The organism is Butyrivibrio sp. INlla16, from assembly GCF_900104155.1.
Lineage (GTDB): Bacteria > Bacillota > Clostridia > Lachnospirales > Lachnospiraceae > Butyrivibrio.
The window spans coordinates 20,007-45,479 of sequence record NZ_FMYB01000037.1 but is presented as its reverse complement, the minus strand read 5'-3'; the positions used below and the strand labels follow the sequence as shown (position 1 = coordinate 45,479).

Sequence of the window (25,473 nt, the reverse complement as noted above, 5' to 3'; positions counted from 1 at the left end):
TTGAGTTGGTACTACTGCTGTATAATGGAGCAAACAGCATCTCATTGATGTTTACAAAGATCTCTTGTGAAAACTGATGAGCCCATGAACTTTCAAGCATCTTCTGTTTTCTTTCTGAGAGAAATGTAAGAGAATCAAAAAGAGACAATTGCTGATGATCATTTAAGATGAATGACATGGCTGAAACCTCGTTAAATACTGGATTTGATACTAATATTTTACCGCAGATCAGCACTAAAACATAGCTTTATTCAGTTATCAATGTGCATTTTTAGGGTGTTTCTATACTTTTGACACCCACATCATTATCATAATTTCTAGCTTTTCCACATAAATTCAAATTGCAAAAAGCATATGTCCTATTGATAATAGAAAGTCTAAAAATTTTTGCTTCTACGCTATTCCAAACAGCATTGCATTCTTCGCAAAAAATGTTTCCTATTGGTAAACTATCTACCAATGGAGGGCAACTACAAGGAACAACATCTCCTCCAGTCACTATCTGGCATTTAGTAAATGGCTCTCTACAATATGCTCCCTCAGTTACTTCTGCATAATAAGCCTTTTTCATCATCTCAGAAGGCATAACATAATGGTCTGAAAAAGCATCATATTGTCGCATGTATGAACAATAGTCAATTCCTTCCACCAAACCATAACTTGATAACTCCATAGCAACTTGCTCATAGTATTTTATCGTTGTGATAATAACAAAGTAGTCCCTCCATCCAGAAATTTCTTCCGGTAAAAAGACCTTCTTTCCATTTCTATAATCCATCCTCTTTTCACTATCCACATATCCATATACGTTATTCCCTTCGCAAAACATGGATTTATTCTCAAATCTATCACACTCATGGCCTATTCCCCAAAGTATTATTTTCCTTCCACCAGCAAGCTTATTCCAGTCAAAATCAAGGTCTTCAAAAAGTTCCTCAGCAAATGCGTACATTCCCCTATCCAAATTGATTTGCTTTATTATTTCTAAATACTTCTCCTTATCTCCCGTGCATATGATTAAGAAAGCATTATCATGCACATTAAATACTCCATCTATTTGTTTCTCTTCTATAACTGTAGCATTATTAAACATGTCAAAAACATATAGAAAATCATTGACATGCTTATCATCACCCACCAAATATATTTCCTTTTTTAAAACATCTTTAATAGTCAATCCTCTATTCTCCTGCGTTTTTCCTTGCATATATATTCCATATATTTTTCAATATACATTCTTAACTATGCATAATTCCTCAAGCATCTACGGTACATACGCATATAACTTCTCCCATCTGTATTCAATCTTATAATCCGGATTAGCATTTAATATAAGATTAGTCATAACTTCCTTGTCATCCGGAAAATGGTATGTACACAAAGCCATTTTAGGTTTTAATTCTTTCAGTGTTTTTTTTGCCCCTTCCAACATATAACGTTCAGATCCTTCTATATCCGCTTTAATAAAATCAACTCTATCCAGATTATACTTTTCTACAAAATCATCTATAGTTATTGCCGGAACTATTATAGCTTCAAATGCCTCCTCATTCTGTCTATCTATTATGGTGCTTTCTCCTATATCATGAAAATCTTCTGCCACTTTAGAAAATGTAACCGTTCCCGTTTTGTTTCCTGCAGCAGCTTTTACAATCTCAATATTTTCATATAAATCCGTTGTTTTTTTCAGATACTTACTAATAAAGTCTATGGGCTCAAATGCGTATACTTTGCATTTTAATGCTGATGCTGTTGCCGTAAACAATCCTATATTTGCTCCCAAATCAAGAACTACATCACCTGGAGAAATATCAACCTGCCCATAGCAATAAGGTCCTTCCGTTCTTAATGCCGATAAATCATGCAATATATGTGGTGCTACTAACTCTCCAAATTCACCAAGGAAAAAAGATAAATAATTATCTCTTTCTTTCCAAGGATTATTAAACCTAAAGTCACGTATTTTGATATAATCTTTTGTTTTATCCAATTCTATTCCATGTTCATCCATTAAACCTTGAAAACGCACCTCTCTAAGCGCTGCATTTACAGATTCCCAATCTTCGCACAAGAACAAATTGCTATACCCTGCTTTATCAAGGGCATCATATACCAAATCAGAGTTTTTGCGACCCATTGCCAAAATAATACAAACGTCATTTTTATCAAAAGGAGACTCTGATAAACAATATGAAGGCAATTGAGAATACCTATTTGCCACGTTTTTATATTCGTCGCTCTTAAGAAAAGCTTCGACTTTAAACCCCAAACCATCAACCAAAGTTTCTTCACATATCAATCCTTGGTTTCCTGTTCCGTAAAACAAAATTGGTTTGTCGCTAACTAATATATTTATTAATTCGTCAGGTATATCGGAGTTCTTCCTCATGACATTAACATATTTGTTTTCTGAATTAAGCATAACAAGCCTCCTAATACTATGTTTCAGTCTTCATCTCTCCACTGTTCTCCCGGTGGAATTTGCCTCGTAGTTTTCATGTTAGAGCATAAATATTGGCAAGCAGTATAATGTGTTTTATTTAGCAGTTCCCTTAGTCTATCCGTCAGTCCCTTCTCATTATTCAAGTCAATTATGTCATCTTCCACATCATGTACTTCCATTCTGAACTGCCTTTCAGTTTGGGGGCATGCATATAAATATTTACCAGCAATTGATGGGCCAAACACGCATGCAGATTTCCTGTTATCCAATGTTTCATCCCGAAAATCCGGATTATCACGCAACTCATCAGTATTAATTACCCAAATCGGTGTACTTATATTACAAGCTATTCCTGCTCTCTTTACTCTTTCAACATTTTCATGAAAAAGTTTCTTTTGCATATCAGATAGTGAGTCTGTATAGTTAGAAAAATTAATTTTTATTTTGTCGTTCTTTATCTCGTTCAATAATTCTTCACTCATATCACACACGCCATTAGTTGTAATAGATATGATTGCAACATTATCTTTTGTCAGGCAATGTTTCAGAATCTCGGCAAATTTCGGATGTATAAATGCCTCGCCTCCAATAATAGAAAAAGTACCTACAGCATCTAGTCTATCCATTACCACATCAATAGAATGCTTTATATCTTCTGCCGGATAATCTCTGTACTTTTCCGGAAATCTCCTTTTGGTTTCACCTGCCTGTTGTCCGCAATATTTGCAATCCAATGTACATCTGGAAGATAATATTATCTCCAATACTTGAACAGTCAACCCTGTCTTTTCTCTTCCATTCCTGACAATATTCATGTATCTTTTACATGTGTTGAAATTGCAAATACTTGTATTTACACACTCTCTGACATCAAATGGCTTTCCTATTTCTTCTTTACAAGCAATAGCCTCATACGTCTGCATTCCAAATAAATAATTATAATATCCTTTGCTTTCTAGTACCCCCTTTTGCCAAGTATGAGACAAAGTTCCATTAACAATACCAATTACAATCAATGTATTATCTTTGTTATGATCTCCAGAAAAGGGCTCAGTTACTGCTATACCATTACACAATTTTATATTTTCATAATCCATATCCCAGTAAACTGAAATATTTAAACCATGCCCTAAAAAAGCTTTTCCAAGAGCCGTCCCTAAATTTCCCGCGCCCCAAATTATCACATTCTCGAAGCCTCTAACATATTCTTTAAAAGCATTTAAATCCGGTCTTCTTCCAGCTTCAGCATCCTCATAAAACTTCTGCACATCAAACATATCCTAATCCTCACTCATAAGAAAACTGCAACAATCAAAGCTGCTCTGCAGCAGGTACCTGTCCGTGCATATCACAGTAATGGCATGCTTCAATTGGTACTTCGTCATCCATATACTTTCTGAATGCAATGATTCTTTCTTCCTTCGTCATTGTCTCATCGAGAAGATTATATCCGTTTTTCTCAGGATCAATTATTCCAAGTCCAGACATAAAGGCTGCTTGTGAACAGAAAAAATGTCTTCCTCTGTACAATGTATTGCAATCATAAACGCTATTGCAATTCTTAAACTTTTCTACTGCATATTCTTCCGAATACCCTTTATCTTCCAGTTCTCCCACTTCGCTCCAATATTGGATTTTGACCTCATTTTTTCCACCCAGATATGCATATCTCCATTGAACCTTTTTTTCTTCGCATGCCTTTTGAACTCTGTCCATATTCACAGATAATTTCCCATAGTCACTAAGCATTATCATAATTCCATATTTATTCATGACATCCAACAAGTCATTTCCAGGAATAATTGTTCCATTGGATACTATATTTATATTTTTTATTTTCCCCTTTTTCTTTAGTTCACCTACTGCTTCGCATATTCTCGGCAATTCTTTGTTCATCAAAGGTTCGCCACCAAGAAGAGTCAAATCTTGAAGATATGTAATAGCATCTGTTAGGTTTCTGATGCTTTCTATAACAACATTTGTATCCAAATCTTTTGGAGCCTTAAACTTAGGCATATACTGTGAACAATTCTTGCATCTAAGGGTGCATCTTTCCGTAACACATACTACAATCTGCCTCATTATGTACTTTCCATTCTGATATACCAATGCCTTTTCCCTATGATGGTCATACTCAAAACGATGAAGAAGTGCCTGTCTTGAAATAAAATCGTCAAACCCCATTGCTTCAAGATCATTTCTTATTTCTCCGGCCACATCATCATTTCCTACTGTTATAGCAATTCTTACATCAGGATACTTCTCTTTTATTTGCTGTTTTGTCATAACAGGTATATCTTCAATTACCTGTCCAGCTTTATCCGGGTTATTATCTCCTATACATACAATCTTATCCTTGATTCCCAGATATTCCATTCTAAGAACAGCACGTCTTCCGATTTCACCGCCTCCAAAAATAACTATAGGCTTGTTTTCAAAAAGTTTATTAAATTCCTTAGTGAATTCATCCTTTGTAAGCTTTGTTTCTACCATCTTTTACACCTCTTTTTTTACAGCATATCTCTCATCCACACCCTGTTCACCTGCAACTTCCACGAGTTCAATGCTTGGATTGCAATATCTGCATGCATCATAATACGGCTTATTTACCAGCTTCTTTATCTCCTTTGCCAGTTCAATGCCTATTATTGATCCGTCAAGCTCAATGTAATCTTCAGGGTCATCTACTACTCCCAAGTTATACATCGTGTCACAATGCTGGCAGGTAAAGAATTTGCCATTTTTAACAACCATTGTTTCTGTTGTATCTTTTTCATTTTCACCAATCTCGCAGAAATTAGCGCAGCACCTCTTTTTTGCGATAAGTTCATCATCGCTTAGTCCATTATTTGTAAGCGCCCCAGGCTTTCTCCACTCAGGAGTATCATTATGTACCACTACGTTAAGCCCAAGCTCTGCCATCTTTCTTATATTTTCTTCGCGTCTTTTTATCATTTCCTCCGGAAGTGCCTGATTATAATTTGAAATATTGATCTTAACGTTTTCGAATTTAAGCCTTTTTAATACTTCATCAGGCTGATTAAATATTCCGTTCGAAATAATATCTATTGTCCCGACATTTTTCTTTTCAGCCATTCTCTCAATAATTTCAGCTATATCGGGATGCAAAAATGGCTCTCCACCAAATGGAACAAGGCGTTTTATGAAGCTTGCTGCGTCGCACACAAGATCAAGATCCTTTAATATCCTTTCTTTATCAAAATTCACTTTCTTTTCCGGAGGATAGCTGTTTTCATAGATATAGCAGTACTTACATTTAAGGGAACACTTCTGCGTCAGATATACATCCAATGTATTTATGAAAACCTTTTCCGTATTACCAAATAATCTAAAAGCAATATTACTTTGTCTTTTACATGTCGCAACGTTACATTCCTTGCGCTTATAGCACTCGCATGCTTTAAAATCCTCAACAGATGATGGACATAAAATTGCCTCATAAATTCTTGTCCCGTCAATGTAATTTATATCAGCTTCATCAAGTTTTTGATAAAGCTTTGGAATAACGAAGGCATTAGTTATGCAAAAGATAATCAGTGAATTTCTCGCATCTTCAAGCTCAAGCGGCTCCGAAACAGTTATCCCATTACAGCTTTTTACACTCTCGTATCTCGCATCCCAATATGAATCAATTTCGATGTCCCTATCCAATAGCGCTTTTCCTATAACCTGTCCCAGATTTCCGGCGCCCCAAATAATGCGTGTGCTAAAGCTTTTTAATACATTTAGAACATCTGACTCATTAACTATTTCGCCATTATCTGATGCCTCATAAAAATCGTAGTAACAAGGCATGTTCCACCTCCGTAGTATTTACCTGATATCCACCCCGCAAATCTCTACACCATCATCTTCCAGATATTTTATTGCCGTATATATCTCCTTGTAGAAGGCTTCGCTTGCGATTATTACTTTAGTAATACCCAATTCCTTTATTTTGCTCGGATCATTAACTACATATCCACTAAGTACTGATTCCTTTCCCCACTTATTTGGATTAGAATCAAAGAAATACAGCGGAAAATCTATACTTCCCACAAGGCTCTGATACATTCCAAGCAGTCTTTTTGCAAAGGGTCCCGCCGCATATATTCCCATTTTTCCGCCTTCTTCAATTGAAAACAATTTCATAAGCTTTGGCTTTACATACTGTAGATACTCATCTGCAAACTCATTAATCTTTTCTATTCTTTTTATAATTGGTAGGTGCTGGGTACATTTTCTCTCACACATACCGCACTTTTTGCAATCGAACTTAACTTCCTCCGTATATCTCCAGACATCATTCATATATTTTCTTAGCTCTGCTTTGGAATTATCAGTAAGTACATACTGATTGTAAGCAAGCATAAGCTCATTTGTCTTAATATGCTGTGGACAACCTGCGCAATAGTTACATCCCGTACAAAGAGTATCGAATTCATTTTCAATCTTTGCCTTAATAGAATTCACTTTCTCAGCTGAAAAAGAATAAGCCTCTTCAAAGCATGAAGTGTTTTCTTCTATTTCTCCTAATGTTGTCATGCCGCTAAGAACCGTACTGACAGCAGGATGAGCTGATACAAAAAGCAAGCTTGCCTGCGCCAGCGTTTGGCTATCTTCATTTTTTATAAAATCGAATTTCTTCGGATTACAAGGAATAACTCCACCATAAAGAGGATTCATTACAGATACACCAATCCCCTTTTTCTGTGCCGCTATCATTCCCTTTTCCCTGAATTTGAAATTGATGGCATTATATCCAATAGTCATGCCCTCAAACAGGTTATCCTCAAGTATTCTCTCCAGCTCTTCTCCAGTACAATGAGCTGAAAATCCTATATGCTCTATTAGTCCCTCTTCTTTAGCTTTAAGCGCTCCCTCATAGGGTCCACCCGGTTTAATAACATCAAGGTACTGGTCATAATTAAGTATCCCCCACATGTTATAAAAGGCCACTTTATCAACCCCAAGCTTTTTAAGCGATGTCTCCAGTCTCCTTCGCAAAGCATCTGCCGTAGGGTCCTGTGTCGAGGATGATTTTGTCGTTACATGAACCTGCCCATTAATTTGCTTTAGGGCCATCCCAAGAATTTCTTCTGCCCACCAACCGCAATAAGTCGGAGCAACATCAAAATAATTGATTCCATGCTCATAGGCACTTACAATTACCTGCGCAAATTCTTCTCGTTTTTTCGGATTTTCACACTCAGTAGGAGAAAATCTGGATACCCCCATTCCAAGTGCAGAAACTATTTCTCCTGTTTTCCCAAAGTTTTTATATATCATGTCATCCCCTTGATGGTCTTGTTATTCCAAAATCAGAAACACCTTGCCTCCCTCGGTGGTGCAATGCTTGGTACCATAAGCGCCATAGCAAGTTCCTCTATTTTTGTTTTATTCCTGTTTTTCTTTTTGAACATATCTGATATATCGGCATAAATATCTCCACAAACTACTTTGGGATCAATCATCTCCGCATATATCAGACAATCTTCCACCTCTTTATACTCGCCATTTCCCAATTTATAAAGTGCCAACTGTAGTGCTCTGTTCGACAGATTATGGTATGCATCATCCCTTTCAGCAAGCTCAACATCTGACGCCTCTTCGCTTGAAAAAACTCCTGTTTCAAGCGCATACATATTTCGCTTAATTAGGAAAGTTCTCTTTACAAGATCAGAAGCAGCATCCGTAACGCCTTTTTTATAAACGCATCCCATACTATTCCTAAAATATGTTATTTCTCTTTCTCTATTAACAATTAGTGAAAACCACTCACTGTAATAGTCTGCTATAACCTGAAAATATGGTAATTTCATTTCTATGTCGGTAAAAAGATTCTTATACAAAACAATTATTTTATGAGAGCCATCTCGCCTATAGTATTCACTCCTGCTAAGATTATCTAATATACAATTACTGCTGTAAACAGGTTGCACCGTATACTCTTGATTTCCGTCCCACAAATCTGCTTCAAATATAACTGCACCGCTAAAATTCCTAAGTGACAGTACCTGCATCCCCTTTTTTAGAAAATCAGGATAAATAACATCACCAGGCTCCAAAATTACAGAATAATCAACCTTAGTGAACCTAAGATGCCTAAGCATATGCTTAAGAATTCTTCCTCGTGTTGTAGGCTTTTTTTCATGAATTACAGATATTGTGGCAGGATGGTCAATTTCATATTGAAGAACTTTTTTATAATCCTCCATTCCGGTATTGTTTTTGCCAATAAGTACCCTTATTTTCGATATATCTACAGTCTGTCTAAAAATACTATCAATCGTTCTGTCAAGGAATGAAAAATCATCATAAACTGGTATGAAAATATATGCACAAGTATTGTCTTTCATCAGCCCTACACCTCCAGCAGAGTATAGTTTTCAGGTGGTTCATAATTTCTTTTGCGTTTTGAATAATTACTGCTCTTTTTATACTCCTCAACCGCAATTCCGGATGCATCCTTCCTCTCTAGTGCCTCAATGCATTGAATATAATCCGGATCCTTCACTACTTCCCTGTCCACAAGCTTCATGAATAAGAGATACTGCTTTGACAGATCAAACTTTTCTCTTTTTAGGAATACTTTTGTAAAGCCAAGACATTCTTTAGCAAACCTTTTTAATGATAATTCCACTCTTTCTTCAACCTTTGGATAATTACGGAGTTTCGCCCACTCTTCAAAGCTTTTGGCCGTATGATAAAGCGCTATAGGATGATAAAATGTCTCAACAATTCTTGATGTTTCACTTGTTACCTCAGGCATTCGGATAAGTGCCATTTTTTCACGTATATATGCATAATCAGACACCATTGAAAGTCTAAACCACTGTTCCCTGTCTATATTTAGGTGATCGCTCTCAGTATCATGTAATTCGATTTTCTTAAATGCAGAAGTCCTTATCACTGCCTGTGCTGACTGCCCTATATCAGTCACTGAAAAAATAGGCATAACCTCTTCTCCTGGAGCTATAAAACTACAATTAAAGAAAGGATCAAGCTCCGTTATCACTCCATTCTCATCTATATAGTCTCGTTCTCCATGAACGAATCCTACTTCCGGATGCTGTTCCATAATGGCTACTGCCTTTCCAACAAAAGTCTCCTTAAGCACATCGTCTGCGCAAAGAAGTACAAAATAGTCCCCTTCAACCCAATCATCAAGAATGTCATAATTAAAGTTATAGAGATTCTGCGGATTTTTATTTACAATAACCCCTCTGTCCACATACTTTGAGATAACCTCTATTGAGTTATCTGTAGATGCATTATCACTTACTATTACTTCAATATTGGGATATGTCTGATTTAGAGCGCTCTGAATAGACTCATCAAGATATCTTGAATGATTGAAATTTGGAATAATTATACTTACAAGTGGATAACTAGTGCCTTTAGCCATTTAGATCCCCCATCATTTTATGCTGCAAAAGTCTTCTCGTTCACTTATATCCTTTATATAAATTTACTTCTTTAACCTATAACTGTTTGTACTTTGCCTTAAGTTCCTCTGCGTAATCACTTATATCATCCTCAGGGAAAATCCTGAAATCATTAATCGCACATTCCTCACAGAACTTACATACATTTTCCCTTCCATCAAGCATCTGTCTTCTAAATGTCATGTAGCCTTCACCATTCCAAATATCTACAAGACTTCTTTCGTTGCAATCATCAAGGATTCTGGGATAATATACCGCATAGCAGCCGACAATTTTGCCATCGGGATTAATCTGCATTGTATAAAAAGCTTGCGGACATACCTTTACATGCTTCATCGGAAGCCCGAACTGAGTCTTTATACCCTTAGCTTTATATAGATCTTTATTGAAGCTCACATCCGGAAAAATAGGAACTGTATTTTCAATTCCTATAGTGTCACAGATATCTCCGAAAATATCGAAGTATCGCTTTTTATCCTCTTCATCATCGAGTGCTATATCCACGATTTTCAAATACATCTGAACAGCTTCGCCCTTGCGCTCATAAAAGTATCTGATATTATCAACAAAACTGTTAAAGTCAAGGTCAATTCCACATACCTTTTTATACTTATCAGCACTCGTTCCCTGAAGCGATATTACCAGCCTGTCAAGTCCTGCAGCTATAAGTCCGTCTGACATCTCATGCGTCAAAAGAGAGCCATTGGTGATTATCTCTATCCTATTAGCAACATCAAGTTCTTTTGCCCTTTTTACCATCCTCACAATGTCCTTGTGAAGAAGTGGCTCACCCATACCAACAAATCTTAAGGTCTTGATTTTTTCAGGAAACTGCGCAAGCTCGCTAATACATTTTTCATAGAGCTCATACTTCATAACAGGCCAGTCTGTTACAAATTTACGCTTTTCTTTCGGTATTGAATGATGGCAATACTTGCAGGTAAAATTGCAGGCATAAATCGGAAAAAATTGAACCACATACGGAGTTGAAAGTGGGAGCTTTTCTGCAAGATTCTGCCTTTTTCCACCTGGTGCTTCACTATCTAATAACCTAGCTTTCATCCAGCTCAGCTCTCCTTTTTATAATCCTGAAATGGAACCTTTGTCGCAGCCTCTGGTCCGAATACATCATCACTATTTACCGGAAGCTCGTGGTTATAAATACATTTCTCCACATAGTTGCAGATAAAATCTTTATCCTGTGCTATTGTGCAGACATCTATATGTTCTCCGAAATACTTAATGCTAAACCCTCTTTCGATAATATCCTTTAAGGGTTCATTGAAGATATTACCTATTGAAATATGAATATATGGACAAGGCAAAACATCTCCATACTGTGTTACAGAGAACATTCCCTTTACCGCAATACACCCCATCTCCAGTCCATATCCTGGAGTAAGATGAGAATATACATGATACTTTTTCTCCAAAGTATTGAAGAATTTCAGGTCATCATCATCTATCATGATGTCATACTGACCTTCCCATGCTCCTACAGGCTTCGCAAAAGATACAAATACACCTATTCCTCGCCCATTGAAGTACTCTATGAACTTAATAAACTCTTCACTGTGGAGCCTCTGCTTGGTAACAACCGTTTGAATAAAAATGTCGAGACCAACTTCCTGACATGCATCAACAGCCCTCATGGTTTTTGCAAAGGATCCTTCATACGCACGAAATGCATCATGTCCCGCTTCTTCCAGATTGTCAATTGAAAGCTGAACACGATCCACACCTATTTCTTTAAGGTGTTTTGCTCTTTCCACATCCAAAAACCAGCCATTAGTATCTACATTTATATAGAATTTCTGCGGATCTATTGCCTTAACAACCTCATCGAAATCAGGAAAAACAAGCGGCTCTCCACCTGTAATTACGAATCTTGCAAGTCCCAGTTCATCCGCCTGTCTTGCAAGCTCTCTTACTGCATCTGGATCCATCTGACGATTACTGTTTACGCCTCTGAATCTTTTAATTGAGCAATGTGTACAATGAAAGTTACAGGCATAGTTATATTGCATTTGAATGATCGCAATTGACTCTCCGCGCTTAAATTTTTCTTCAAACTTTTGAATTTTCTCATAAACATAAGGTTTCTTTTCCTTAAGTGAATTTCTCTTTTTACTCTCTCTTTCATTAAGCTTCTCATCGCCCATAATATGCCCCCATTTATATAAAAAATAAGCTAACACTATTAATATCGGTGTATTTCATATATTCTGTTATGAAAAAAAGGAACATTCTTAGCCATTCCACTTATTCGGTTTTTCAGCCATGTGTATATCCCGGTATTTAATCAGAACTTTTACTATTCTCTCATGCATATCGCCGTGACACAGCTTCTTAAGTTCATCCCTATTCCACATCGCAAGATTATTTCTATATATTTCTTCGCAGCACTCTTCCCATGACCTTTGGCTGCTCATATGCCCATAGTGTAAATAGTATGATCCGTAGAGTAGCTTATATACCCGTTCCTGAAGTTCAACAAGCACTGCTATACTAATATCATCAGTCAGTCCAAGATCAAGCACTAACCGTACCTGCGCGTCAAGGTGTGCAAATCTCGATTCCAGCTTTTGATATAAAAATCTGTCAGTGTTTATATTTTCAGTAAAAACTTTCGCCTCTTCTTTATTATCATCCTTTTTATTAAACAGGATTGTTCCGTTCCCGCCCATTTCATAGTTTTTTGCAAGAAACAGAAAAAATACGTTGTGAGGATAGATATCATAGTAATAGTTCTGCTTATGATATTTGCTGATTATTGCCTCCCCAAAGTCATTCTCACGCAGCCTATCCATGTTGTAACAGATACCGGTCACATAATTGACAGAAAATGATGATATCACTGAGTCAAATACATCTGTTGTATCATTGTAATCATCATATAAAATCTGTCCGCTACTACTTCTTAGCCTGAAAAGAATTGCTCCTTTTTTCTTATGTTCGTAAATAAATTGAAGAGCATCTCCCAATGCGTTAAGATCCATATTATCTTCGTCGGAGCAAAGAACTGCAAAGCTTCCACTTGAAAGTCGCAAAACATTCTCTATACTTGAACAAAATGTATCCGGTGGAAACTTTTTATACTTTACTCTCGAATCTTCACCGGGCATCATCTCTATCTTTTTGTAGTTTTCATCCTCACCCTCTGTCCCGTTATCTGCTACGACTATTTCTATTTCTTCATCATATAATAGCTCTCGCAGCCTATTAACATTCCTAAGAGCCTTTTCGCCTCTTCCTCTGGTGGGAATGCATATAGATAATATGGGCTTTGCTTTTTTCTCGCTTTCCAGTCTTTTTTCATGAACAGCTTCAAAAAAACCTTTATAATCGTTTTCACCTGCTACCTTCACAGTTCTTGGTACATAGTTTCCACTCTCTATCAAAAAGCATTTTAAATCATCTGTACTGCCAAACACGCGAACCTGCGGAAGCACGTCTGTTGCAAATCCCGGAACCATCATAAAAGCCCAGAATATTGCAGCCATAAAGTCATCCGAAAACACGAGATAATTATTTGCATAGCTTTTAGCACAGAGTTCTGCTGAAACAGCTCTCATATCCGCAAAACCATCTAGTAAAATCGAATCAAATAGTTTTTCCGATGATTTTTTTAGATTTCGCAAAAATTCCAAATCCAGTGCTTCATCTCCCCAGAAGCTGTTGCTGAATCTGTTCCACAGATAGTATTTATCATCGGATACAGGGATAAGGAAAAGTGGTAGTTCTTGATATGGTATGGGGGCAATCCCATTTAATAAATCATTATCCTTAAAATACTGTACGTTCTTGTTGTAACTATCCCTGAACTCTACATCGTTTGGTTTAATGAAATTTTCGTAGATTATATTAAAAATATATCCTTTGTCTTCCTCTGAATCTGCCATAGCAAACTGAGCTATGAACTCCTTCATAGCTTCGTCATAATTATTCTCTTCAAATAATGAAAAGGCTTTATCCAGATTCAAAACAATCCCCTCAACATAGTGATCTTGAACTCAAATAGTTGATTTATACCATTCCACAGTCTTTTTTATGCCCTCTTGTATGGATATCTCTGGTTCAAACCCTGTATCCTTACATATTTTTGATATATCTGCTTCAAGATGCATAATCTGATTCTCGCTGTAAGGTCTTTTTCCTATTCCAAGTGACAATGACGGATCAATAGTATCTTTTATGCATTCCACAAACTCTTTTAGACTGCATGTTTGTCCGGCTCCAAGGTTATATATGCCGCTCCCTTGTGCCTTTTCTGCAACCAACAGAAATGCTCTCACAACATCTTCACAGTATAAGTAATCCCATTTCTGCTCACATGCCGTAAGCTCAGGCTCTTTTCCTTCAAGCAGAGTCCGTATCACATATGATGTGAAAACATAGTCATTTTCATATGGTCCATATACAGAAAATATGCGAATCCAATTGATACGCATATCATTCATTCTTCCATATTCCTTCAGAAGATTATAAGCCGCTGTCTTAGCTATTCCGTATGCTACAACAGGTTTGGTTTCTGCCGTCTCATCAAGTTTTTTGTTTTGCGGACCATACTCCGCCTGCGATCCTGCTCCCACAAATACATTGCATCCACACCTTTTTGCAAATTCAGCCGTCTTAAGCGTAGCTGTTACATTTTCTGATTGCCTTAATGCATCGTACCTTCCGCTGCCTTCCGTATACATCCATCCAAAGTGAATCAGCACATCGTATGGTTTATTATCTTCAAACGAAAAATCTGCTATTTTACCAAGATCCACTTCATAGACATGCACTAGCTCGTCTTTCGGAATATCATCTCTCTTCTTCGATCCCGGCCTCACAAGTGCTGCGACCTCGATTCCCCGCCTGATACATTCTTTTATTAGAACTACTCCCAGTGGTCCACTGGCACCGGTAACTATTATTCTATGCAGCTCCATTATTATTTCTTTCTTGAGGGATTATCCTTAGATATAACAATAAAAGTACCTATCAAGATCACCTTTGCCCCCTCTGCAAATTTATCTTTTATGTACAGCAATTGTATATAGTGTATATTACGTATCGGTTTCTTCTCCGATAAAATAAGACGTTAATTGTATGAAATAATCTATTTCATTTTATCATATTATATTGGTTTTTTGCTAAAAGAATAGCAATTATCTGATAATTTTTAATTATACTCTTTAAATAACAGCTACTATACGCAACGCCGATAGCTATTAATGGATATCCATTTGTATTGCAATTGGTTTGATTTGGGTATATAATGGATATGCATTAGATAATATTGCATATCCAAAGGAGGACACCTCATGAATATAAAACAGATGGTTATCAGAAAAAATGAACTAGGCCTTTCATACGAACAGATTGCAAAGTTATCCGGAGTCCCCATAGGCACAGTACAGAAGGTACTTGGTGGTGTTACCAAGACGCCACGTTATGATACTCTCATTGCCTTAGAAAGCGTCCTGGGTGATCACCCTGAGAATAAATCATTAGAAGAAGATGGGGCCATTTATGGTTCTTCAGTCAGAAAAACCTTTGCAGATTTCGTATCTTCAGAGAAGGAAGAAGCAGAAAAAAATGCAGCACTTGCTGCAAAAATAAAAGCATCAAAAAAGCCAGGTGAATTTACATTAGAGGATTACTACGCTCTTCCGGATGATCAACGCGTAGAACTTATAGATGGTGTTTTTTATGATATGGGAGCCCCTTCTACCACACACCAGATAGTAGCGTTTAGCATTGGTACTCAGATAAAAAACTATATAGATTCTAATAATGGGTCATGCGTTCCACTTATGTCTCCTTGCGATGTACAGCTAGACATGGATGATAAAACAATGCTTCAACCCGACTTTATGATTGTTTGTAACAAAGACAAAATTATTAAGCGCAAGGTTTATGGTGCCCCCGACTTCATAATAGAAGTCCTTTCTTCATCCACTAAAAAGAAGGATATGACCACCAAACTTACAAAGTATGAGAAAGCCGGAGTCAATGAGTATTGGATGATTGATATCGACAAGCAAAAAATTCTTGTGTATGACTTTGCGCATGAATTCGATGTGACAATTTATGGTTTTAATGACAAGGTACCAATTGCTTTATATGAAGGTAAATGCAAAGTGGATTTTGCCCCAATTTTGAAAGAAATATCATTTCTATTGGATTCCTAAAATGATCTACTTTCCATTAATAGTCTGCAATATATCCTCTGTCAGATGAACCTTTGTCTTCCTCGGTCTTATAAAGTTCTTAGTATCATCATAGAAGGAGTCGTTGAGATAATGTGTGGAGGATATCTCCTCAAACACGCAGCCATCCTTTGAGGTAAAGCTATGCTTCACATTTCTCTCAACTGTCATGAGATCGCCCTTTTTCAGGGTCTTGGTCTCACCATTTAAAGTAATTTCAAGAGTCCCATGGAGCACCACAAAGGTCTCCTCTTTTTTCACATGATAATGCACAGGATGATCCTGACCGGGGAGAACCACCAGTATCTTTTTGCAGTATTCCCTGTTAATACATTCGATTATGGTTACTCCGATTTCCTTGAACTTATCTATTCCGTAATGATGAGAGATCTCACATGTCGAGCCAATAGGAACCACCACATTGCTATCAGTTAGAAGCCCTATAACATCTCGAAGCAGCTCCGGTATCTCCTGTTTTACGTCTTTTACTTCAACATCAGTTCTCATGATAGGCGCATCAGCATCGCTGATTTCGCCAAGTGTCCTTATGATGTTGTACTTGGATAAATCCTTGGCAACAAGCTGCCCAGGAACGCATGGAAAAGCAAGGTAATAATCGTTTGGTCCTATTACCTTTCCCTTAGGAAGTCCCTCTTTTGCAAAAACTCCGCGTCGAAGCGCAGCAAGATCATCCTGCTCCTTCTTGGTTGAATGATATCGTTCACCTTCGGTACCACAGGTAGCAAAAGCAAGTCTTGCAGCTTCAAGCCAGTCTCTTACCTGTTCAGGGTTCGCAGAATATCCGTTCAGTTCTATTGTGTCCGTAGGTACCCCCACGTGCTTTTCAAAAATCTCTGCACCCTTACTAACTGCAAGCTTTATTGGCAGAGTATTATCCGGCGCCTCATGTGTGGAGAATCCTATCCTGATTTCCGGGAATAACTGCTTATAGAAATCAATCTGATTGAGTTCCAAATGCTCATTGGGAGTAGGATACTCAGCAACACAGTGCATAAGAGATATCTTTATATTTCTGTTCAAGAAGAAGCCAACAACCATGCGGACATCCTCTAAGTCGCTTCCGGCACCCGACGCTATAACAGGCATATTTTTCTCTGCAATCTTCTCAAGGAGCGGCCAATCAGTAAAAGAGCAGCTGGCAATCTTTATATAGTCATAGCCCTGCTCCGCTATCCTATCCACAGAAATCTCATCAAAGGGAGTGCATATTGCCTTAAAGTCATTATCTCTTACTTCTTTATAAAGCTCTGCAAATTCCTCCTGCGAAAGCCTTGTACCCTTAAATCTTTTAATATTTTTGATATCATCCCTATCTTTATAGGCAGGATGAATAAAGGTATCCAAATCCCTGTACTGGAACTTGAAACCAAAATCAAATTCGGGGAAATCCTTTGTCACAGCCGCAATTTCACGAATAATGCGTTTTCCGTGTTCTACGCTCCCTTGATGATTATTCGCCATTTCAAATACGAAAAGTGGTCTGTTTTTCATGGCACTACCCTCATAAGAATCTATTACAAATTCAGCTATCTATCTCTGAATAAACTCCCTTCATCTCTTCCTCCGAAAGGAATGGGAAAGGATTCTCCAATGCCGCAGATACTCTTTTACCATTTTCATCTAAACTGGAAATGCATTTGGGGATTTCATCAAACAAAATAGAACCGAAAAACTCGCAAATAACCGGTCCATCCAAATTCATGACCTTTTCGAGAGTTTCGTCTATGTCGGAATTATCTGCAATACTGTAATATTTTATTCCATAGGCTTCAGCTATCTTGGACATATCCGGAAGGCTCAGGCCGCTTCCCTTGTCACATCCCACATGGAATCCACCAAAGTTCCTGTCCTGCATAGTTGCTATTGCAGCATATCCGATATTAGAAAACACAAAAATCTTTGCGTCCATCCTGTGATGAACAATAGTCTGAAGCTCCTGTATATTAAGCTGCAGACTTCCGTCCCCCTCAATGCATATCACCCTGTTTTTATCAGCTGCAAAATACGCGCCGACAACAGACGGAAGAGCAAATCCCATGGATCCGAATGCCATGGATGAGATAGTTCTCTGCCCCTTTTTATGGTTAAACGCCATGTGTCCCGCAGTATTGCACCTGCTTGTGGATGATATCACTATTGTATCATCTTTTTTACATTTTTCTGACAATTTAATAGAAAGTTTATACAAATCGACTCCGGGAAGCTCCGCGGTCTGCTTCTCTGCCAAAATCGGATACTTTTCCTTCATATCATGGCAAAAAGTGAGCCACTGTGAGTAATCGCCAAGCATCCCTTTTCCATAGCCAGCATCTGCTTTAGGTACTGAAGAATGTCTCTTTTCTAATTCTTTGCATAATGCCTCTAGAAAAGTTGCTATTCCGGAAACTATTTTGACCTTTCCCGGCATGGCCAACTTATCTATTTCGTTTTCATCAATATCAACTATAAATTTCTTATCAGCCCTCAAGGCAAATCGCTTCTCATTAAAAGCAGTTATCATGTTGTCAAGTCTTGAACCAAGCACTACAACAAGGTCTGCTCCCTGAGTTATGATATTTGAGTATCTTGGAGCCTGAAGTCCCGGGCTTCCAAAGAAGTACGGATCATCATAGTCCATAACATCAAGAGCTCTCCAGGTAGCAATCACAGGAGCCTTGATTAGTTCATTTACTTTGAGGAAAAGCTCTTCTGCTCCATCAGCAATAAGACCATGTCCAATGATGAAAAGCGGTCTTTTGCATGAGCTAAGAGCTTCACACAGTTCTCTTGCCATTCTTGATATATCGTTCTCACTAAAAAGTGATGGATTCTCGTCATCTGCAGTGCTATATCCTTCAAGCTTATCCGGATCAATCTCACTGTTCTGAACATCAAGGGGAATGTCGATCCACACAGGACCTCTTCTTCCTGTCATTGCCTCATGAACAGCCTTCTCCATGTGATACCTGATTTTTTCAGGTTCCATGACAGTAACAGCATATTTTGCGACAGGCTTTGCCATGGATATTATGTCATTTTCCTGAGCGCCGAACTGGCGAACCTTCCTCAGGCTCGCAAAATCCGCCCTTTTTACCTGTCCGGATAAAAAGAGCATAGGTGTAGAATCCGTGTATGCTGCCCCAAGTGCTGTCAGAGCATTGGTACCACCGGGGCCCGTTGTAATCATGCATACGCCCAAATCATTTTTCTTCATGGCGTAAGCCTGAGCCGCTATTCCTGCTGCCTGCTCATGATGACAGCAGACATAGTCAATTTTGCTCCTTCCAACAGCATCAACAAGATACATTATTCCGCCACCACTCAGCATAAAAAGGTGCTTAACGCCCACGCTCTCAAGAAAATCCATTACATATTCAGCAACATTCATCTAGTCTTCCTCTCGTTCCATCATCTCATCAACCACCTGCTGCATAATTAGCTGATGGATGGATTCAACCTTGCCAAAACTACTGCAGGGAACATAAACATTTATATCCCCCATCCCTCTTACTCTGTTGGTCTTTTCAAATCCGGTAAAAGTTATAACCGTTCCTTTCAACCCTTTTACAATCTCGATAGCATTTACGATGTTCTGTGAATTACCGGAGCTACTTATGGCAATGAGCAAATCTCCGCGCTCTGCCATCATATCAAGCTGCTTAGAAAACACATACTCATAGCCATAGTCATTGCCCAGGCATGTAAGAACAGGACTATCATACAAACTCACAGTTCTCATGTGAGCATTTTTCAAATAGTCAGCAGTCATGTGCCCCGCAATTGCAGCGCTTCCGCCGTTACCTGCAAAGAAAAGCTGCCTATGAGCCTGTCTCGTTGCACTTAATGCATTTATTATTCTCTCTATTCCGTCACTGTAGGAAAGTTCTTGTCCTTTTTCAGTAATGACAACGCTCTCCAGTAATCTGATGACTTCTTTAAGATATTCATTATAATCTTTGATATTCATAGTCATTTCCCTTTTTTATAAAACATCATACATTAAGCGCTCTATATCTGGGTCTTCACGGCATAGATCATACATTAAGCACTGTACTTAAGAATTTGAGCAGATCTACTTTATGAACATAATCCTTATTACCTATAACATTTGTCTTAAGTGCTGCTGCCACATTGGCAACAAGCGTCGCCATATCAACAGGAATATCAGATTCAGCGCACATAGATGCAAGTGCAAAAAATGCATCGCCGGCACCTACAGTGTCCGTAACCTCTAACGTAAGTGCAGGACATAGTGCCTTTTGCTTAGCAGAAGGTCTCATTCCTATTGCACCCATGGCTCCAACAGTTACCCACCCTACGTTTGTGCTCATCTTCTGGATAAGCTTTTCAAGAAGCTTATCCTTTCCTGCAAGGTGCTGACCAAATGCCATCTTAAGCTCTCTCTCGTCTACCACGAATGAGTCTGCTCTGTCATACTTGGTAATGAGATTCATACCCATATTTGCTGAGTTAGTCTGTACATTCAGTGCCAGAAACTTTGATTTTTCCTGGATAATATCTCTGGCATTCTGATCGATGAGTCCATGACCAAAATCACCAATTATCACAACATCATATTTAGGAATAAGCTTTTTTAGTTTATTGTAAAAAGCACTGTAATCGTGATGTCTGATGTCATGTCGTCTCATAAGTGTATTTACCGAAAAAAGCTTGTCATAGTCCTGACGCTGCTTGTTGGACTTAACATATCTGTGCTTAACCGGAGTTACAAACTCTTCATCTTCAATAATTTCAAGCTTTACCCCTTCCATTGATTCTCTGATAAAGTCCATATATCCCGGCTCGGTTCCGATCATTGAACACAAGGTGACCTTCCCTGCAAACTCTGAAAGATGCCTAGCTATAGCAAGAGACCCTCCTGCATATCTCTCCTTTTCCTCAAAAAAGGTGGAGAGACTACCATCCTTCATGGTTACGCCTTGAATATTCACAAAGGAGTATTCATCAAAAATCACATCTCCAACAACAAGCACCTTTTTCTTTTTAAAGGCCTCTATTTTTTCTCTTATCTGAGACAGTACATCGTCTCCGTACTTCTTTTTAAGCTTATTTGCATAGTCAACGACATTTTCAGGGAGAGCTGAAAAGAAGTTATTAAGAAGTTTTGTGGAACTGAACACTTTTCCTTCTGTGTAATAGATCTCTCCGCCATATTCTCTTACTATCGCTTCTTCACTCCCTATGTTCCCGGTGAGGTCATTTTTAGCAACAGCATATTCCTTACCCTTAGCATAAATGTCCGGCTGAACTGCTCTTACTATGTCATGCACGGTAACCGCTTCACTTAATAGTACATAGTCGACTATTTCCAGATTAGCTATAAAATTCAGTCTTTCAGAGTCTCCAAAATATGGTCTTCCGGGGCCTTTGTTTACATATTTTGCAGCAGTAACAGAGACAACCAGAACATCTCCCTGCTTTTTTGCATCTGCGAAATGCTCTAAGTGTCCCTGATGAACAAGGTCAAAAACTCCGTGACAAAGCACTATTTTCTTGCCTTCTTTTTTTAACTTGTCCCTGATCTTTGGAAAATCATCTCTGGAAATAATTTTATCAGCCGGTGTTCTCATTTAATCCCCTCATATGCCAGAAATCCTGACTTTCTCTTCACTTGGAAGAAGCAAAAACTCACACCATAAATTTCTTTTTCAATTATTTACTTTCCTAAATATTTAAACCAGTCTGCAGTTGCATCCTTGATTGTCTCAGGTGTCCAAACCGGCGCTTTTCTCCAATAATCTATGTTATCCAAGATGTTCTGAACTCCCTGCTCCAGAGTTATCTGTGGATGCCATCCAAGCATCTTCGCTATCTTAGATGTATCTGCATAGGTACAATCCGGCTCACCGGGACGCTTGGGAATATAAACCACGTTTTCTTCCGTTCCACCCAAAAGCTCCACCAGTCTGTTGACTGAATAGGTGTGCTCACTTCCAACATTGAAACGTTCACCCACAACATCCGATTTTGCTGCTGTGTAGAATGCATCAACAATATCTGTCACATAGGTGAAGTCTCTTGTCTGTTCACCTGTTCCCACAACTGTGAACGGTTTTCCTGCGAGCTTCTGTCCAAGGAACACCCCAAACACCGCACCATAGGTTCCTGAAGTACGTGAGCGTGGTCCATATACATTAAAGAGACACAGCGAAACAACCGGTAGTCCATACACCTTCGCGTAGTGGAGCGCCAGCTCTTCACCGAGTCTCTTAGTAAGTGCATAAGGATACTCAGGTCTTATATCTGCTTTTTCATCTGTCGGGAATTTATCTGGAATGCCGTAGCATGACGACGAAGCGGTATACATAAACCGCTTTACACCTGCTGCCTTGGCTGCCTGCAGAACCGAGAAGGTTCCATCTACATTAGAATGAAAATATTCATCAGGATGCTGAATCGAGGGTACTATGTCTGCGAGAGCCGCAAAATGAAATACCCAGTCGATGCCCTCAAACAAAGGCATAATCTTATCCGTATTACAAATATCTTCAACAACAACCTTGAGCGAAGGATTGCCTTTTTGATGCTCAAGATTCTCAAGTCTTCCTGTGCTGCAATTATCAATTACAGTCACCTCATGGCCTTCAGCAAGAAGTCTGTCCACCATGTGTGAACCTATAAAACCACAGCCACCTGTTACAATAGTTTTCATGAATAATCCCCCTCATACTAATGACAACTATCAATTTTCAACTGTTATACCTTTTCAGTTTTTAGTTCCTCTACTACTGAATTTATGTCAACTGAAGTTCCGTTCTTGTTAATGATGTCAATAACCTTTTCTACATACTCAATTGGTTCCTCTAGTTCGTCCGCAATTGCTATGGCGTCTTTTCCTTTGGTTAGTTTTTTATATACTTTTTCAACAAGAAGTTGTTCTCTCCCTTTTTCTATTCCCTCTTCTATTCCAGCTTCTCTTCCTTTCCGTCTTTCTTCCTGAACATCAAAACCTTCCCAATCATCAAAAAGTCCCATATGCTTTCTCTCCTTAATGATATTCTATCAAATAATTTGCAAATTGCCTCAAATCATCCATGATAAGATCCGGCTTGCATTCTTCCTCCAAACCATCTTCTCCATAACCGGAATTTAAAAGAACAGTCTTCACTCCAACATTTTGTCCCAGAAAAATGTCACAGGCACGATCTCCAACCATGAACGACCTGCTAAGGTCAATATCATAATCCTTGCATGCCTGATCTATCATCCCAGTCTTGGGTTTGCGGCAATTGCATACATTTGCGTACTTTGAGACAATACCCTGCGGATGATGTGGGCAATAATACAGGGCATCAACTCCTGTTTGTTCCATTACAATTCGATTCATTTCTTTCAAATCGTCTTCAGAATATAGCCCCTTGGCAACTGCACTCTGATTAGTAATGATTATTGTCAGGTATCCAAGCTCCTTAATAGTTTCTATACACCCTGACGCATAGGAATATATCTCCAGTTCCTCAATTGAAGAAATCGCATAACCCTTTTCTACGGTTATGACTCCATCTCTGTCCAAAAAAATCGCTTTTTTCATCATACTGCATTTCAGAATTTACTTCTGCTATATTCTTCTCTCTTCCTAAACATCAAAGCCTTCGCAATCATCAAAAGACGCCCCGTATTTTCTCTCCTTCTGATTACCCATAGCATTCGAAATTCATTAAACAAAAAAATCGTGTATCCATATATATTATATCGTCATTTTGAATATTTTAATAATAAATTATTCATAAATACATTTAAAAGTCATTCTCTAAAAAAGGCGCCCTCCGTATGGAGAGCGCCTTGGAAGATTTATTTTGAAACTGTGTATTTTTATTATTAGCCCTGAAGTAGTGACATAACACCCTGTGTACTCTGGTTTGCCTGAGCCAGCATGGACTGTCCTGCCTGTGCGAGGATGTTGTTCTTGCTGTAGGTAACCATCTCTTCTGCCATATCTGTATCTCTGATTCTGGACTCAGCGGCTGTTGTATTCTCAACTACGTTATCCAGGTTCTTGATTGTATGCTCTAACCTATTCTGGATAGCACCGAGTTCTGATCTTTGCTCGGATACAACCTTAAGTGCATCTTCGATTGCATCTATTGCGTATGTTGCTGCGATGCCAAGAGGATCAGATACCTGAAGCTGCTGTATTCCAAGATTTGCAGAATTCATTACCTGAACATTCATCATTATCTTGTTGGTCATATCTGCATCAGAACCTACATGAAGCTGTAATCCAAGATCTTTAGCTACTCTGGCAGTTCCTTTTTGAATTGAGAATGTTAATATAGTCTCATCGTTTGTTGCCGCCGTTACGCGCTCACCATATCCGGATGTTGTTGCTGTACCTGTAGTTGCTCTGCATCCAACCTGCACCATATTGACCTTATTGCTATCAACACCGATCAGATTAGCCTGTTTCAATGCTTCATTCATTTTCTCAACTGCAGAAGCTATAGTAATATTCTTTGAAAGACCCGCATCTACAGCTACTCTTGTACTTCCAGTCTCACCAGGGGATGTACCTGCTGGTATGAATACCTTTGCTCCGTCTATTACTTTTGCCTGAAGTTCTTCTCTTGAATACTCCTGATCACCAACTTTGAATACCGGTGTCTGACTATCGTACGAACTTATTGCCGGAACATAAGTTGTACCATTTATTGTAACGGATGTGGTTGATGCAAGTGCCGCAGAAATACCTGCCTGTAAATAGCCTATTGTATCCATGCTCTGATCATACAAGTGATATTCTTTTCCTGCAATCTTTGTATCATCACTAGATTTGAGATAACAGGTAAATGTGCCATATGATCCTAAATCTGCAAGAGTTCCATCTAGTCCTGCATCATGTGTAACCATGTATTTATTATAATTTCCGGTGCCTCCCTTAAGAAGGTAGGTCTCGTTAAATTTAGTTGTCTCCGCAACTCGATCTATTTCTGTTGTAAGCTGAGCTATCTCGTTTTGAATGGCATCACGGTCAACCTGACTGTTTGTTCCATTAGCTGCCTGTACTGCAAGCTCATTCATTCTCTGAAGCATATCGTGTACTTCTGTGAGTGCACCTTCTGCTGTCTGTACTGCACTTACGCCATCATCAGCATTTGTTGATGCTCTATCAAGACCTCTCATCTGCTTTCTCATTTTTTCACTGATGGATAATCCTGCTGCATCATCCGCTGCTCTGTTTATTTTATAACCTGAGGAAAGTTTTTCAGAAGACTTTGCCTGACCACTTGTTGTAATGCCAAGCATTCTGTTAGAATTCATCGCCGTTAAATTATGCTGGATAACCATATTATACCTCCATGTGGGTGCAGTCTCTCCCTCTGATCCGTAGAGTCCGAGCCTGCTGCTTGATACTTTAATTCAA

General features: G+C 38.5%; 21 protein-coding genes. 1 reads left to right on the top strand and 20 read right to left on the bottom strand.

Annotation, left to right across the window (positions count from 1 at the left end):
- Positions 1-271 precede the first annotated feature (271 nt).
- The 12 genes from BLR42_RS15565 to BLR42_RS15510 all read right to left on the bottom strand — a co-directional run bounded on the left by BLR42_RS15565 (position 272) and on the right by BLR42_RS15510 (position 14,828).
- The gene (locus tag BLR42_RS15565; RefSeq protein WP_091871057.1) at positions 272-1,177 is read right to left on the bottom strand and encodes an SPASM domain-containing protein; all 906 of its coding nucleotides are present in this window, start codon (positions 1,175-1,177) and stop codon (positions 272-274) included.
- Between the two features lie 87 nt (positions 1,178-1,264).
- Positions 1,265-2,422, bottom strand: coding sequence for an FkbM family methyltransferase (locus tag BLR42_RS15560; protein WP_091871054.1), 1,158 nt, complete (start codon positions 2,420-2,422; stop codon positions 1,265-1,267).
- Positions 2,423-2,445: 23 nt separating this feature from the next.
- A complete protein-coding gene (locus BLR42_RS15555; protein WP_091871051.1) occupies positions 2,446-3,720 on the bottom strand; it encodes a radical SAM protein in 1,275 nt (424 codons plus the stop codon).
- A 34-nt stretch (positions 3,721-3,754) separates the two neighbouring features.
- The gene (locus tag BLR42_RS15550; protein WP_091871049.1) at positions 3,755-4,936 is read right to left on the bottom strand and encodes a radical SAM protein; all 1,182 of its coding nucleotides are present in this window, start codon (positions 4,934-4,936) and stop codon (positions 3,755-3,757) included.
- A gap of 3 nt (positions 4,937-4,939) precedes the next feature.
- Entirely contained in the window at positions 4,940-6,259 is a 1,320-nt protein-coding gene (locus BLR42_RS15545) for a radical SAM protein (RefSeq protein ID WP_091871044.1), read from the bottom strand.
- 18 nt (positions 6,260-6,277) lie between these two features.
- Entirely contained in the window at positions 6,278-7,732 is a 1,455-nt protein-coding gene (locus tag BLR42_RS15540; RefSeq protein WP_091871041.1) for an aldo/keto reductase, read from the bottom strand.
- A 32-nt stretch (positions 7,733-7,764) separates the two neighbouring features.
- Positions 7,765-8,802: a glycosyltransferase family A protein gene (locus tag BLR42_RS15535; RefSeq protein WP_091871039.1), complete on the bottom strand. Its 1,038-nt coding sequence runs from the start codon at positions 8,800-8,802 to the stop codon at positions 7,765-7,767.
- Positions 8,803-8,807: 5 nt separating this feature from the next.
- On the bottom strand, positions 8,808-9,851 hold the full coding sequence (locus tag BLR42_RS15530) for a glycosyltransferase (protein ID WP_091871036.1): 1,044 nt from the start codon (positions 9,849-9,851) through the stop codon (positions 8,808-8,810).
- A gap of 76 nt (positions 9,852-9,927) precedes the next feature.
- Positions 9,928-10,953 carry a radical SAM protein gene (locus BLR42_RS15525; RefSeq protein ID WP_091871033.1) on the bottom strand — a complete coding sequence of 342 codons (1,026 nt, stop codon included), beginning with the start codon at positions 10,951-10,953 and terminating at the stop codon, positions 9,928-9,930.
- A gap of 5 nt (positions 10,954-10,958) precedes the next feature.
- Positions 10,959-12,053 carry a radical SAM/SPASM domain-containing protein gene (locus BLR42_RS15520; protein ID WP_091871031.1) on the bottom strand — a complete coding sequence of 365 codons (1,095 nt, stop codon included), beginning with the start codon at positions 12,051-12,053 and terminating at the stop codon, positions 10,959-10,961.
- Between the two features lie 87 nt (positions 12,054-12,140).
- The gene (locus BLR42_RS15515) at positions 12,141-13,874 is read right to left on the bottom strand and encodes a glycosyltransferase (RefSeq protein ID WP_091871028.1); all 1,734 of its coding nucleotides are present in this window, start codon (positions 13,872-13,874) and stop codon (positions 12,141-12,143) included.
- 30 nt (positions 13,875-13,904) lie between these two features.
- Positions 13,905-14,828, bottom strand: coding sequence for an NAD-dependent epimerase/dehydratase family protein (locus BLR42_RS15510; RefSeq protein ID WP_091871026.1), 924 nt, complete (start codon positions 14,826-14,828; stop codon positions 13,905-13,907).
- A 375-nt stretch (positions 14,829-15,203) separates the two neighbouring features.
- Here BLR42_RS15510 and BLR42_RS15505 point away from each other — a divergent pair, with 375 nt between their 5' ends.
- Positions 15,204-16,073 (top strand): Uma2 family endonuclease, encoded by an 870-nt coding sequence (locus tag BLR42_RS15505; RefSeq protein WP_091871023.1) that lies wholly within the window; start codon positions 15,204-15,206, stop codon positions 16,071-16,073.
- A gap of 6 nt (positions 16,074-16,079) precedes the next feature.
- On the opposite strand, the gene BLR42_RS15500 is transcribed toward BLR42_RS15505, so the two are convergent.
- The 8 genes from BLR42_RS15500 to BLR42_RS15465 form a co-directional block, all read right to left on the bottom strand.
- Entirely contained in the window at positions 16,080-17,603 is a 1,524-nt protein-coding gene (locus tag BLR42_RS15500; RefSeq protein WP_091871020.1) for an N-acetylneuraminate synthase family protein, read from the bottom strand.
- Between the two features lie 31 nt (positions 17,604-17,634).
- A complete protein-coding gene (locus BLR42_RS15495) occupies positions 17,635-19,479 on the bottom strand; it encodes a thiamine pyrophosphate-binding protein (protein ID WP_091871017.1) in 1,845 nt (614 codons plus the stop codon).
- Complete coding sequence (locus BLR42_RS15490) at positions 19,480-20,058, bottom strand: D-sedoheptulose-7-phosphate isomerase (protein ID WP_091871015.1); 579 nt, start codon at positions 20,056-20,058, stop codon at positions 19,480-19,482.
- 67 nt (positions 20,059-20,125) lie between these two features.
- Positions 20,126-21,682 (bottom strand): PfkB family carbohydrate kinase, encoded by a 1,557-nt coding sequence (locus BLR42_RS15485; RefSeq protein ID WP_091871012.1) that lies wholly within the window; start codon positions 21,680-21,682, stop codon positions 20,126-20,128.
- 86 nt (positions 21,683-21,768) lie between these two features.
- Positions 21,769-22,764, bottom strand: a complete 996-nt coding sequence (locus BLR42_RS15480; RefSeq protein WP_091871009.1) for an SDR family oxidoreductase — start codon at positions 22,762-22,764, stop codon at positions 21,769-21,771.
- 44 nt (positions 22,765-22,808) lie between these two features.
- A complete protein-coding gene (locus tag BLR42_RS15475) occupies positions 22,809-23,087 on the bottom strand; it encodes a hypothetical protein (protein ID WP_091871006.1) in 279 nt (92 codons plus the stop codon).
- Between the two features lie 13 nt (positions 23,088-23,100).
- On the bottom strand, positions 23,101-23,646 hold the full coding sequence (locus tag BLR42_RS15470; protein ID WP_091871003.1) for a D-glycero-alpha-D-manno-heptose-1,7-bisphosphate 7-phosphatase: 546 nt from the start codon (positions 23,644-23,646) through the stop codon (positions 23,101-23,103).
- 284 nt (positions 23,647-23,930) lie between these two features.
- Positions 23,931-25,397: a flagellin N-terminal helical domain-containing protein gene (locus BLR42_RS15465; protein WP_091871000.1), complete on the bottom strand. Its 1,467-nt coding sequence runs from the start codon at positions 25,395-25,397 to the stop codon at positions 23,931-23,933.
- Positions 25,398-25,473 lie beyond the last annotated feature (76 nt).

Coding starts and splice junctions, on each gene's coding strand:
- BLR42_RS15480 (WP_091871009.1), bottom strand. CDS start 22,764: ATGAAAACTATTGTAACAGGTGGCTGTGGTTTTATAGGTTCACACATG.
- BLR42_RS15465 (WP_091871000.1), bottom strand. CDS start 25,397: ATGGTTATCCAGCATAATTTAACGGCGATGAATTCTAACAGAATGCTT.
- BLR42_RS15510 (WP_091871026.1), bottom strand. CDS start 14,828: ATGGAGCTGCATAGAATAATAGTTACCGGTGCCAGTGGACCACTGGGA.
- BLR42_RS15470 (WP_091871003.1), bottom strand. CDS start 23,646: ATGATGAAAAAAGCGATTTTTTTGGACAGAGATGGAGTCATAACCGTA.
- BLR42_RS15520 (WP_091871031.1), bottom strand. CDS start 12,053: ATGGGCGATGAGAAGCTTAATGAAAGAGAGAGTAAAAAGAGAAATTCA.
- BLR42_RS15550 (WP_091871049.1), bottom strand. CDS start 4,936: ATGGTAGAAACAAAGCTTACAAAGGATGAATTCACTAAGGAATTTAAT.
- BLR42_RS15525 (WP_091871033.1), bottom strand. CDS start 10,953: ATGAAAGCTAGGTTATTAGATAGTGAAGCACCAGGTGGAAAAAGGCAG.
- BLR42_RS15485 (WP_091871012.1), bottom strand. CDS start 21,682: ATGAGAACACCGGCTGATAAAATTATTTCCAGAGATGATTTTCCAAAG.
- BLR42_RS15535 (WP_091871039.1), bottom strand. CDS start 8,802: ATGAAAGACAATACTTGTGCATATATTTTCATACCAGTTTATGATGAT.
- BLR42_RS15545 (WP_091871044.1), bottom strand. CDS start 6,259: ATGCCTTGTTACTACGATTTTTATGAGGCATCAGATAATGGCGAAATA.
- BLR42_RS15505 (WP_091871023.1), top strand. CDS start 15,204: ATGAATATAAAACAGATGGTTATCAGAAAAAATGAACTAGGCCTTTCA.
- BLR42_RS15540 (WP_091871041.1), bottom strand. CDS start 7,732: ATGATATATAAAAACTTTGGGAAAACAGGAGAAATAGTTTCTGCACTT.
- BLR42_RS15530 (WP_091871036.1), bottom strand. CDS start 9,851: ATGGCTAAAGGCACTAGTTATCCACTTGTAAGTATAATTATTCCAAAT.
- BLR42_RS15560 (WP_091871054.1), bottom strand. CDS start 2,422: ATGCTTAATTCAGAAAACAAATATGTTAATGTCATGAGGAAGAACTCC.
- BLR42_RS15490 (WP_091871015.1), bottom strand. CDS start 20,058: ATGAATATCAAAGATTATAATGAATATCTTAAAGAAGTCATCAGATTA.
- BLR42_RS15500 (WP_091871020.1), bottom strand. CDS start 17,603: ATGAAAAACAGACCACTTTTCGTATTTGAAATGGCGAATAATCATCAA.
- BLR42_RS15495 (WP_091871017.1), bottom strand. CDS start 19,479: ATGAATGTTGCTGAATATGTAATGGATTTTCTTGAGAGCGTGGGCGTT.
- BLR42_RS15555 (WP_091871051.1), bottom strand. CDS start 3,720: ATGTTTGATGTGCAGAAGTTTTATGAGGATGCTGAAGCTGGAAGAAGA.
- BLR42_RS15475 (WP_091871006.1), bottom strand. CDS start 23,087: ATGGGACTTTTTGATGATTGGGAAGGTTTTGATGTTCAGGAAGAAAGA.